10 protein-coding genes are annotated in these 13,109 nt (G+C 28.5%); 2 read left to right on the top strand and 8 right to left on the bottom strand.

Features of this window, described 5'->3' with window-relative positions; all coding sequences use genetic code 11:
- Positions 1-16 precede the first annotated feature (16 nt).
- Together ccpM and BUB01_RS17365 are read right to left on the bottom strand one after the other, a co-directional pair.
- Positions 17-1,444 (bottom strand): Cys-rich peptide radical SAM maturase CcpM, encoded by a 1,428-nt coding sequence (ccpM, locus tag BUB01_RS17370; protein WP_072991006.1) that lies wholly within the window; start codon positions 1,442-1,444, stop codon positions 17-19.
- Between the two features lie 87 nt (positions 1,445-1,531).
- Positions 1,532-1,723 (bottom strand): CLI_3235 family bacteriocin precursor, encoded by a 192-nt coding sequence (locus BUB01_RS17365; protein ID WP_072991003.1) that lies wholly within the window; start codon positions 1,721-1,723, stop codon positions 1,532-1,534.
- A 581-nt stretch (positions 1,724-2,304) separates the two neighbouring features.
- Between BUB01_RS17365 and BUB01_RS17360 the strand changes: the two genes are divergently transcribed.
- A complete protein-coding gene (locus BUB01_RS17360) occupies positions 2,305-3,825 on the top strand; it encodes a S8 family serine peptidase (RefSeq protein ID WP_072991000.1) in 1,521 nt (506 codons plus the stop codon).
- A 102-nt stretch (positions 3,826-3,927) separates the two neighbouring features.
- Here the strand turns inward: BUB01_RS17360 and BUB01_RS17355 are convergent, their stop codons facing one another.
- From BUB01_RS17355 to BUB01_RS17325, 6 genes are all read right to left on the bottom strand, one after another.
- Positions 3,928-5,214 carry a PTS sugar transporter subunit IIC gene (locus BUB01_RS17355; RefSeq protein WP_072990997.1) on the bottom strand — a complete coding sequence of 429 codons (1,287 nt, stop codon included), beginning with the start codon at positions 5,212-5,214 and terminating at the stop codon, positions 3,928-3,930.
- Complete coding sequence (locus BUB01_RS17350; protein WP_072990994.1) at positions 5,207-5,509, bottom strand: PTS sugar transporter subunit IIB; 303 nt, start codon at positions 5,507-5,509, stop codon at positions 5,207-5,209. Before BUB01_RS17350 ends, BUB01_RS17355 begins: the two co-directional genes overlap by 8 nt.
- On the bottom strand, positions 5,509-6,906 hold the full coding sequence (locus BUB01_RS17345) for a glycoside hydrolase family 1 protein (protein ID WP_072990991.1): 1,398 nt from the start codon (positions 6,904-6,906) through the stop codon (positions 5,509-5,511). Before BUB01_RS17345 ends, BUB01_RS17350 begins: the two co-directional genes overlap by 1 nt.
- A gap of 1 nt (position 6,907) precedes the next feature.
- Entirely contained in the window at positions 6,908-7,228 is a 321-nt protein-coding gene (locus tag BUB01_RS17340; protein WP_242958430.1) for a PTS sugar transporter subunit IIA, read from the bottom strand.
- 124 nt (positions 7,229-7,352) lie between these two features.
- A complete protein-coding gene (locus BUB01_RS17335) occupies positions 7,353-9,269 on the bottom strand; it encodes a BglG family transcription antiterminator (RefSeq protein WP_072990989.1) in 1,917 nt (638 codons plus the stop codon).
- Between the two features lie 684 nt (positions 9,270-9,953).
- Positions 9,954-10,811 carry an AraC family transcriptional regulator gene (locus BUB01_RS17325; protein ID WP_072990983.1) on the bottom strand — a complete coding sequence of 286 codons (858 nt, stop codon included), beginning with the start codon at positions 10,809-10,811 and terminating at the stop codon, positions 9,954-9,956.
- A gap of 570 nt (positions 10,812-11,381) precedes the next feature.
- Here BUB01_RS17325 and BUB01_RS17320 point away from each other — a divergent pair.
- Positions 11,382-12,626, top strand: a complete 1,245-nt coding sequence (locus BUB01_RS17320) for a hypothetical protein (protein WP_072990980.1) — start codon at positions 11,382-11,384, stop codon at positions 12,624-12,626.
- Positions 12,627-13,109 lie beyond the last annotated feature (483 nt).

Here is a 13,109-nt window from a genome sequence, read left to right as displayed (position 1 = left end):
TTTTTCACCTCACATTCTATCGATATATTATGTTTGTATTCTTTCCTTTTGTAAATTTATAACCAAACTCTTTTAAAGCACAAATGTCCATAAATTTATTTTCTGCCGTTTTACGAGCAACCTGGCATCTTTTTAACTTAAGTTCCTTTGAAGCCCCATTTCCATCGTCTATTGCTGCAATGCAAAGACTGCAGAATCTAATTGCCCAACAATTTTTGCAATTTTCTTCAGAAATTTTACCAATATTTAATATATTTAATACCTTATTCGTATCAAGTCCATTTTCAATATTACCAATTTTTACAGCCTCCGAGGTCTCACTTACTCTTTCACATGGGTAAAAATCTCCATCTGCATTCAGAAACAATCTCTGGGCACCAGGAATACACGGTCCAGCATGATGCATATACTTTAGCAATTTTTCAGTAGGACGTAAGTATCTATATGTGGTCTCTAAATCAAGAAATCTTTTTCTAACAAGCTTTGATGTGCGCTTTTCATCAAACTTATTAAGCTTTGAAAGTAACAGCTTAAAATACTCATAATTAATATTCTGATAATATTTTTCATCCACGCTTGTCTCTTTTTTGGTGTAATTTTCAGATATTTCGGAGTATATAACCATTGCTTCCTTAACTGTTTCATAATTGTCGAAAAATTTACAAACGCAGCTTATATCCTTCATTGGGTCAACAACAGCATTAAAACTAATCTTTTCCATAAATTCTGGATGAACTTGTTTTATTAATTTTATTTTTTCTATTACCTTATCGAAGGTTCCACAACTATTTAAGGCAAACTTTCTACTTTTATCATGTACCTCCTTCGGTCCATCAAGGCTTATTGTCATAGTAAAGTCATTTTTATATAAAAAATCTATTATTTCTTCATTAAGTAAAGTAGCATTGGTAGTGAGAGTATATCTTACATCCTTGCCATAAGCATTTTTCTTAATGTACTCAATTATTTTCTTAATTAATTCAAATTCAATTAGTGGTTCTCCTCCATAAAAACCAACATAAACATGTTTTTGCTCTACAGAATGTTCAATTAAAAAATCTACACCCTTTTTAGCTAATTCGAAAGTCATTCTTTTATTTGAGTGAACTCTATTCTCATAGGCACCAGAGTATGAACAATATTCACATCTAAAATTACATTGTTGTGTAACCTGAAAATCTAACATTGAAATTTTGCTATTTAAGTAATCTTCTATAATTTCATTGGTCGGATGTACAATTCCTTCAACTTTATTCGGAGACAAAAACCCTCTTTCTTTCAAATTTTTAATAGTGTTATTTTCATATGTTTTTTCATCATTGCAATCTTGATTCAATGATTCCCAGACTTTTTTTTCAGTTCTTAGAATAGAGTTTCTATTTACATCATAAACATAGTAAGCTCCTCTAGTTTTGAATAGATTAATAAATGGTCTATTATTCATTTTTCACCATCCCTTAATATTTAAAATGAGTAGTATTGTTACAAACTCAAAATAAAATGAGCTTGTAACAACCTTTATAGAATAATCTTAGAACTGCATATTATTAGCTAAATTATACCTGTTACTGTTGCCAGCAGCTACTTGACTAGAAGCGGATGCTGGAGTCATGTTACCAAAACATGTAGGACAACCACAAGTGCTACATTCATTACAATAAGCGCAATAGTATGCCTCTATTGTTTCGTGTGAATTAGTTAACTTTTTACCTAACTTTTTCATATTTTTTCACTCACTTTCATTAATTTTTCCAATACTCAAAAATTCGCGAAATTCTTTTGAATAATGGTTTATTTATTTGAATTCTTATTAATATTACGCGCGCTGAACTAATAAGAAAGCAAATCTAATATTATTTCAAATGGCAAATTGTAGATTTATGATTGATAGCCTGACACGTTTTGTAGGGGGTGTAAGATTACAGAGAAAATTGAAACTATTGTAGTGTAAATAAGTTACAAGTTATTGATATGATTACTGAATATATTCAAATATTATTCATTGTTTAAGTAGAAGTAATAAAATTTTATTGGTATTTAAAATATTAACATATTCACTTTTTAAAAAGCGAACTCCTATTGTTAATATTATACATTATTGTATAATAACTAAATTATATCACATAATATGTAAATTGCAACGAACCTAAAGCAAATACTTGTATAAAAATGATTAATATGGTAATATCCAAGATAATAAAATCAGAAGGTGAAATAAAAAAAATAGTTTAAAACTCACCTATATACTCTAACTACAATCTAAAAATAATAATATTGGCTTAAAAAGGTGGAATGAAAATTAAAATGAAAAATAATAAAGTGCACATAGCTATAATCGATGATGGAGTTAACGAAACCTTTTATGAGGAAATAATTTTAGAAAAAAATATAGAGATTAATTCAGAATTAAAGGTTATTGAAAGAATCCAATATGATAAGTATGCATATAGTCATGGCTCTACCTGCGCAGCAATAATTAAAAAATATGCTCCTAACTCTACTATTTCGAGTATAAAGATATTAAATGAGGCTACAAAGCTAGGTAATAAAGCTCAATTAATAAAAGCTATAGATTATTGCATAGATAATAATATTAGACTTATAAATCTTAGCTTGGGAACTATCAATTTTAGAGACTTTGATCTAATTAAGAAGACTGTTATGAAAGCTTATAAGCATGGAGTTATTATAGTTGCTGCCTGCAACAACATGAATGTTTTTACTTATCCAGCTTCCCTTTCAATGGTACTAGGGGTAAGGTGCTATTATGATATCAATATACAACCTCATAAATATTACTATATGCCTTATAGCTTTGATGGAATTGAAATTGTCGCAAATGGAGTACATTCATTAAAAACAATTTCTGGAGAAGTTAGAGAAAGTAGCTGTTGCAATAGTTTTGCAGCCCCCTTAATTACAGCAGAAGTAGCCAAAATAATTGAAGAAAATAAAGATTTAGAGCTTTTTAATATTAAGAGGGAATTATATAAGAGGTCAATTAATTTTGATATCAAGCAAGAACTTATACCTTTTTATCCTAGAATTGATTGGATAGAAAAAGCTATTATTTTTAGCTCCAAAAATTTTATTAATAACTTTCCATCTACTGCGATTATAGAAGAATTTATAATAAAAAATTTTACCCTAGAAGAGGGAATTAATGAAGTTATAGAAATACTTTCAGGACAACTAGATAGAATAACTGAAGTAGATACAATAATTATTAATATGGATTATTTCAAGATTGAAAACTGTAAAAATGCATTAAATGATCTAATATCTTTTATAGAACATCATGGAAAGAATTTAATTTTATTTGATGACTCAATAATTGAAAAATGGGTTGTTCCCTCTAAAAGATTTACTCTGTGGTCCTCATCCTTATATAAAAGCAATTATACAAGTATTTTAAAAAAAAATAGAACAATAACTATACCTGTAATTTTTATTCATGATTATAATGATTCAATGCATCTAAGCTTTGTTTTAGAACTTCAAAAGTTATTTAAAAATGATGGATATTGCGCTATTGCAGCAGATTCCTTAGCTTATAGTATTTTATATAATGTAGAATATGTACCAAAGGAAGATTTGAACCTTCTAAATTTGATTGAAGATACTTATAATGCAGACATACTAATTTATGGGACTGATGATAACTACAGCACGGAGATAATTGCAGATGTGAAAATAGTACTTAATACACAAAAAAATGAATGCATTATCTCCTTCAATGAAGATGATTTTAGCGTAACTGATATAATAGCTTCTTTAAATATTAATAAAATTTATGAGACAATAATTAAAAAATTTAGTTTATAAATTTTATTTAATAATTATCTTTATTTTAATACCTACATAAAAAGATTGTACCTAAATAAGATACAATCTTTTTTTATTTATATATATAAATGTTTAATCTTTTTATTCTTCTTGAGCTAAAAGTTGCTTATCATAAATTTTAAAGAAAGGATAATATATAATCATATCAACTATAATTAATCCTATTACAAGTACAACTGCTTTCCAATCCAATGTAGAGAAAAATGCACCCACTACAGATGGCATATTCCATGATAACATAGAGAACGTTTTCTCTACCATGCCTTGTGACATTGCCAGAAAGGCAACTATAGCATTAATTGTTGCTGCAAAAATAAATGGTATCAAGAAAACTGGATTTAACATTAATGGTACACCAAATATTAATGGTTCAGAAATACCGAATATTGCAGGAACAATTCCCATTTTACCGATTGTTTTTAACTGTTTTGATTTAGCAGTTGTAAGCAATATTGCTAATCCTAAAACCGCTCCACAGCCTCCAATAGCTACAAAGTATACCCAAAATGGTGTTGTAAATACATTAGGAAGTTGCTGTCCTGAAACTTGAGCTGCTGCGTTGATTGATAGATTACCATCTCTAATTGGTCCCATTATACCTGCTAATGCTGCATCATGTATTCCAAAGAACCATAATAAATGAGTTAATAATGTTATAATTACTACAAAGAAAATACTATCAGCAGCCTTAAAAGTTGGTGTTAATAAACTAAATAAGAACTTAGGTAAAGTTGCACCCATTTTATTGAAAATAGTAAATATACTAATATATATTATTATTATTATAAATCCAGGTACAAAAGCTGCAAATACGTCACTTAAACTAGCTGGAACACTTTCTGGCATTTTTATTCTTCCAAAATCTCTTACCTTCATAAATCTATAGAGTTCTACTGTTAGTATACTAATAAGAATAGCTGGAATTAATCCCTTCCCATCTATATAAGCTATCTCAATAGACTTTGATTCATAACCTAGTTTAATTGGATTTGTTACTAATAAAAAGAATCCTACTATAACAAACAAACTTGGCAAAAATGACTCTATTTTGTAATGTTTACATAAGAAATGTGTAATCCCAATAGAAATGTATAATGACATTCCTCCTAGTGTAAATGTAAATAACCAATCTAAGATTTCACTATTATTTGTAGCAAATTCAGCCCATTTTAATAGAAATACATTCGTAGTATTCCCTGTAATTGGAGGAGACTTTAATATAGCTGCTACTCCTCCCATTAATGTAATTGGAAGTAAACTCATAAAAGCATCTCTCATTGCAGCTAAATGTCTTTGTTTAGCCATTTTATTAGCAAATGGCATAACCTTTCTTTCACAAAATGAATTAAATTGCGATAGGCTACTCATTATTTTCCCCTCCTAATTCATCATAAACCGTGTTTAAAATCGCTTCTGCATTCATACTTCCATATTTAATAGGATCAATACTTAAAACTGGTATGTTAGCTACTGCGTCTTTTATTTCTTCATATTGAAACCTTATTTGTGGACCTACTAATATAATATCTACATTTTCTAAATGATCCATATATTCTGCTATTCCATATGCTTTTACAGTACATTTACCTTCTGAAAACTTCTCCATCTTCTTTGCAAGCATACCTGTTGACATCCCTGCATTACAAACCAACATAATATTCATTATACATTCCTCCTATCAATGATTTTTCCATTACTTTCACATACTTTTTTAAACCAAAAATAAGACTTTTTAGGTTTTCTTACTAATCCATTTTCCCAATCTACTGCAATTAATCCATATCTTTTTTTACATCCATTTTTCCATGAATATAAATCCATTGTAGACCATATATAATAACCTTTTACATCTGCTCCTTCATCTTTAGCATTTAAAATTGCAGCGATATGATCGTTTAAAAACTCAATCCTATAATCATCATTTATTAGTTCATTACCTGATACATCCTCATATGAAGCTACTCCATTTTCAGTAATATAAATTGGTAAGTTATACTTGTTATGAACCATCATTATACCTTCATAAAGTCCTCTTGGATAAACTTCCGTATCCCATTCTGTATATTTTGATGCTGGATCAAATACTTGCTCAAACCATTCTTTTATTATTACTTTAGAACTTCCCTTTGCACTACTTCCTGCATTATTAACTATTAGAGTTGTTTCACCTTCTGTATATGGTTTTACCAGTGCTCTAGCATAGTAATTAAGTCCTATGAAATCAACAGTATTTTCTTTAATTATTTTCATATCTTCTGGTGTAATATATGAAAGGTTATATTTTGTACTTAATCTAGTTAATAAGTCTATAGGTATTTCTCCTTTTGCAGCAGTATCTAATATCCAATTGTTCATAAAATTATCAGCATTTCTCATAGCTATCTTTGTCTCTAAAGTGTCATCAACTCCAAAAACAGGAGCAAAACTATGAACTATTCCTATCTTTCCATCTAAATTAAGTTTTTTATATTCTGAAATTGCTCTAGCATTAGCTAACATAACATAGTATGATCCTTTTATAGTAAGTTCAGTATTTTGTAATGCAGGTGGATAATTTCCTATTTTATATCCTGAAAAAATAAAATATCTTGGCTCATTAAATGTAACAAAATGTTTTACCTTTTTACCAAACTCTCTAAAAACTACATTTACATAATGTATATATGCTTCAACTGTTTCTTTATTAATCCAACCACCCTTTTCTTCTAGGAATTGTGGTAGATCCCAATGATATATTGTTACAAATGGAGTAATACCATTAGCTATACATTCATCAATAACTTTATGATAAAACTCTATTCCTTTTGGATTTACATCTCCATTTATATTTTTTATAATTCTTGGCCATGCTAATGAGAATCTATACGTATTATGGCCACCATCTTTCATATACTTAATATCTTCTTTAAATCTATGATAGTGATCTGAAGCTACATCTCCATCCTCTAAATTATTATTGTGCAAGTAATTATCCCACATTGATTCTACTCTTCCATCTTCATCCCATGCACCCTCACATTGATATGATGCTGTAGCTGTTCCCCATAAAAACTTCTCCATATTAGTTTTCCTCCTTACTATACTTACAATGAAGATTAATTATTTCTTTCGCTAGATCTACTACTATGGTAGAAGAGGCTAAATGGTCTTCACTGTGCATTAATAATAAAGTTATTTCAACTTTTTTTCCTGCCGCTTCATCTTGAATAATCCCACTATGACTTCTTTGCGCATTTACTAGTTCTTTTTTAGCTTCTATAATTAATTCATTAGCTTTTTCAAAATTACCCTTATCTGCTTCTTTTATTGCTTCCATAGCATAACTTCTTGCATTTCCACTATGCATTATTAAATTAAATTCTACTTCGTTCATTTCATCCATTAAAGTCACACTCCAAACTTCTTTTCTAATAAGATATCTTATAATCATATTATAACTAAGAAATTCTCCATAAAAAAATATACTTTTTCCACTTCAAACGGAAAAAGTATATAACGATTTCATTCTAGGTATAATCAGCAATAAATACATCTACAAATTCCTCATAACTCTTAGAATTTATAAGTTTTTTCATTACATCTTGATTCTCAACAAGGGAAATTAATTTTTCAAAAAAAGCATCTAAATTCAGATTTTTATCACTATTTAAACAAAATAAAAATACTAATTGTACCTTATATTTGCCCCACATAATTGGTTCTTTTAATACTCCAATTTCTATTTTGTTATTATATGCTACCTTTTCTAAAGGATGGGGAATAGCTATTAACCCACCATAAGCTGTAGAAGATACCTTTTCTCTTTTTAGTACATATTCTACATAATCTTTAGGACAATGGCCTTTTCTATAAAGTTTTTCAACTAAATATTCAATTACCTCCATCCTATCTTCTAGATTTATATCTCTATAGAATAGCTCTTTATCAAATAACTTAGAAATTTCATTACTCTCTTCTTTATTCATTAATAAATTTAAAGTTTTATTTAATTTATTAATATCATCCTTTAATAAGAATGGAGAACATTCAATGGTCTTAATTCTCAAAGTTTCTTCAATTGGAACTGTTGATATTATTAAATCTACAGACTCCTCTCTTACATCCTTTAATTGCTGTATTGATAGGCATCCTATAACATTAATTTTATCAGAATACATTTTAATCAATCTACTTTTCAATAAATTACTTGAAGATATTCCTGTAGGGCAAATAACAAAACATCTAACCTTACAATTTTTTTCATTTAACTTTTCTATAGAAGACGCTAAATGTAATACAATTAACCCTATTTCATCATCATTTAGTGTGTAACCAAAAGTCTCTTCATATTCTAATGCTATAGATACTCCCATATCATAAATTAAAGGATAAACCTTTTTTATTGTATAAATCAAAGGGTTTTGGATAAATATTCCCTTTTTACTTCTAATTAATAAGTTTTCCATATGAAGTTTTAAAGCAGATATAAATTCAATATCTTCTCTAAGATTCAATAAGTATTCTTTTTGTAATTTATCAACTATATAACTAATAAAACTAGTAACCCTCTCATTACCTTTTTGTTGTTCACTTCTATCATGTATGAACATTCTCTTTCCTGATATAAGTAATGCAATATACTCTTTTTCTTTTTTAGGAATGCTAATATTTACTAACCTCTCTATTCTTTCACATATATCATTGCTTATCTTAATATCTTCATCGTTTAATATTTTTAAATAATTATTATCATCCTTAATATTAAAATTGTTCCTTACCTTTTCCAAAACAATAAGTATATGTACCACTAAATTAATTACAGCTAAATCGTTCATTCTTATGTCATTTTCAGAAAAGTAGCTTCTTAAGATATTATTTATTTCCCTAATATCAATATTCTTAAAGTTTTTTTCATACCTATCTATATCAAAAACATTATCTTTTTGCTCTTTTAATATTAATTTGCACAATAGACTTCTTTTCTCTCTTTCACTTGCCTCTAGGAATATTTTATTACTAACCCTTTTCATCTCTATATTACTATTTTCATCATTAAATAAAATCTTAACCCTATTTAAATCTTTCTCTATTGTATATTCACTTACCATTAATTCATCTGCCAAATCAAATATATCTATACTATCCATTCTATATAGGAGCTTATTTATAATATAGGTTGTTCTTTCTTCAACCGTACTAGGAATATCATCACCATATTCTTCTATCATTTTTTTGGCAAGTTCATGTTCTTTAATATAATATCCCTTAGCTTTTGCCATAGATACAACTTGTATATTATTATAACTATTAATTTCTGAAATATCATTTCTTAAAGTTCTTGTGGACACTTCTAACTTATTAGATAATTCTTTAGGACTAACATAGCCTGCGCTATCTATTATTCTAGTCAGAATTTGTTTTTGCCTTTTAGTTATCCCCATCATTTGTTTCTCTCCTCTATAAGCTCAATTTTCCAAATGACTATGTATACATTTACTTTTTAATAATTACTATACTACATTCTATATTCGTTAACAATAATATTATATTTAAGAATAGTTTTACTACAAAACCATACTTACTTTTCCTTTTACTTAATTGAAACTCTTTGGGAAAATATTTTATGGGTTAAAGTTACTTCTAAAAAATATAGAAAAGCTCCCATATGAATTGAATTATAAATCAGTTATTTTTGTAATTACATTAATTCTAAAAGATAATCTTTTTATACATCACTTAAAAATTAAGATTAAATTTTTTGGTATTCATATAGAATTTAATAGCAAAGAGAAAAAGCACTCATCCTACAAAGAATAGTGCTTCACTCTTAATTAAATCTTTATTTAATTCATCTAATTGTTTTTCAATTCCATTATCCATTTTTCATCTAATCTAATTAAAATGTCATCATTTTATTAATACTATTACCAATAAATGAAGCACCTTTTCCTAAAATCAAAGTTATACTTTCTACTAACCAAACTTTGTATAATTATTTATAGATAAAATATCAAAAAATAGTAGTCCTTACTCGTAATTGAAAGCTACTATTTTCATTTTCTGGATTTCTTATTTATACCTCCTCTTCATTATAAAAAATTATATACATCTAACTCTAAATCCTACAGTTATTTTTTCTTAACAGGAATCCAAATTTCGCTGTAGTAATTTTCACTTTGATTACCTTGAGGATAATCAGCTACATCTGTGTACATCTCAATATTGTAACCTGCTGCGATTTCATAATCTTTGCAATTAGGTAGCCATTCTGAGAAGATTTTTCTATTCACATCTTGTAGAGCTTTCGGCATTGCTCCCTTACAAGCAAAAACAGCCCATGTGTGCTTAGGAATAATCTTTGTAACAAATCCGTTAGACATTTCTCTAGATGGATCATAATTGTCTGCAATTAAATATTCAAACTCATCTGAACTCGTATTTTCATCTATACATACTCCATACATTCCACATATAAATTTCCCTTTTCCTGTTTCATAATGCTCTGTCCAAAACTGTGGAATTTCTGCCCCTGAGCCATCATATTTAAACATCCTTGACACCCCAATCACAGTAAACGAATCTTTTTCAATAATCTTGTAATCCATAATATAACCACCTTCCAATGAAAATTTGATTTTAAGTGGAGCAAACGATTTAATCATTGCACCATCTTTTCGAACAGCAGTAGGTGTGAAACCATGAAATCTAGTGAAAGCTTTTGTGAAACTATCTGGTGAGCTATAGCCATACTTCAGAGCAATATCAATAATTTTTTTATCAGTAGAAACAAGCTCACTGCCGGCAAGTGTAAGCCTGCGTTGTCTAATGTACTCTCCTACTGTAAAATCACAAAGCATTGCAAAACCTTTTTGAAAATAAAACGGAGACATAAATGCTTTTTTTGCAACATCTTCTATTGTAATTTCCTCAGTGATATTTTCCTCAATATAATTAATAGCTTCACCAATTCCTTCAATCCATCCCATAATCATTCCCCCTGTCTGTAAATATATCTTATCTCTCTTCAAGCGGTTACTCCCGACTTTTTGTGTTATATTTTGTCCTGTTTTAAAGATTATTAAATTATTACTTATATTACATTGCAACATCATTTTTATCAATTATAACATATTTTACAAATATATCATTATTGATGGTACAGTATTATAGGTTTCTCCTAATCTTTTTAGATGAGTTGATATAGTAATTTTTCATTTGCTTTTCAAATCATTTAATTCACTAAAATAAGAGCTTTATTTAAGAGTAATAGTATATATTTACATATTTTATTGATACTATTAACATCTTTATTACACTTACATATTATGCTATAATTAGCTTATTATATTAATTTAGTAAAGTAAAATCAAATGACACAACTGTAGTTAAATGAGAAGTTCAAAATTTATATTTCCGTAAGAGGTGGTAAAATGAAACTAATGATTGTTTATGCTTCATACAATGTCTTTTTAGGCTGAAACTTGTATGAAGTAAATTTCATGCCTATAAAGACTTTGTCTTTTATAAATAAAAATAAATTATGAAGGAGAAAGTCTATGAACAATAAAAAAATATATAAAGCATCATTTTCTCAAGTTGATATTACTCCTAATTTTCAAGTTGAACTGGTAGGTGGTAATAGTTGCAAATCACAAGGAATTTTAGATAAATTATTTGCTCAAATATTATTATTTCAAAATGATAATAATTTTTTTTGCCTTATTACTATTGATAATTTAGGACTGACTACTCAACTTGCGAATACTTTGCGTACCAAAGTGGCAAGTCAACTTAATACTGAAATTTCACATATAATGCTTAATTTTTCTCATACGCATGCTGCCCCTTGTCCAGATTCGAGCGCATTGAATGGAGAGTTATATTTTCATTTTATGTGTGAACAAATAATGCAATGTGTTGAAAATGCAAAAACAAGACTTATTCCATGCAAAGGTGGCTGGTCGCTTACAACTACAAATATCGGGGATAATCGCCGAGACGGTTGTACTATAGTTGATAACAGGTTGGGAGCATTAAAATTAGTAGATTCAAAAAGTGGAAACTCCATCGCAGTTATTTTACGAATTACAGCTCATGCAAATATTCTGATGGGTGACAATGAATTAATTTCTAGCGATTACTTTGGTGTAGCACGACAAGCATTAGAAAACTACTTTTCTTGTCCGGTAATGATGATTCAAGGGGCTGCCGGAAACATCAAGCCAGCTGGAGTAGATAAAATGCATGGAGGCAATATTTCAGATATAAATAGAATAGTTGATATACTGAAAAATTCTGCGACTAAACTATGCTTTGATATACAAGATATAGTAGATATTCAGATGTTATCAAAGGAAGTTAAACACTATTCTGATGTGCCTACAGAGACAGAAGCGTTAAAAATCTCCACAGATTCAGGAATGGATGCTTCAAACTGGCTTTCAGAATGTGAAAGGCTGAGAAACTCACACGTAAGAGAGCAATTCCAACAAAGCGAAGTGCAATTTCTTAAAATAAATAATGGTTGCTTATGTGGTGTACCTGAAGAAATTTTCTGCGAAATCTCACTTGATGCTGCTGCAATAACTCATAATCCATTTTTATTCTTAAACGGATATACAAATGGTTGTACAGGTTATCTTCCAACTAAAGAAGAATGGAAAAAAGGTGGTTTTGAGACACTTTATAGTTATTTAATCTATTTTCCATATCATGGGCATGTAATGCCATTTAGAGAAAATGCAGCCAATAATATTGTTGATCTGGTAACTAATACCTGGAGGGAGATTAGCCTCCACTAATAAATATAAGATGCAGTTGAGTTATTTTACATTATTCATAATGTATCACAACTGTCTAACAACCAATACCAAGGACTTACTGATGACCAGTAAGTCCTTCAACACATCTAATAATAAAAACCTCATTTACTTATGGTACTCTTCTCTGTTTCACTTGCAAGTGAGACTTTTACATTATTTAACTCCAAGGCTTAAGGATGTTAGTATGCCTTGTTTCTATCATTAGATTAATCTATCATTTCTTTTTTTATTAATATTACAGCTTTTATAACTGAAAATATCGTCACCACCATATTATCGATTATGACAGTATTTTTCAAAAAAATATGTTTCAGAATTTATTCCACTTACAGAAACACTTAGTAAAAAAATAAAGTTTTATTATAAAAATACTTTTTAATTCAAATATTGTAAATACAGTATAATATAGGTATAATATTTACTATTAACCTGAGAATTCGGCAATTTAAAGTAAATCATTCA

It is taken from the genome of Clostridium cavendishii DSM 21758, from assembly GCF_900141845.1.
Taxonomy (GTDB): Bacteria; Bacillota; Clostridia; order Clostridiales; family Clostridiaceae; genus Clostridium_AG; species Clostridium_AG cavendishii.
The sequence above is the reverse complement of the archived record's forward strand: the minus strand, read 5'-3'. Positions and strand labels throughout refer to the sequence as shown.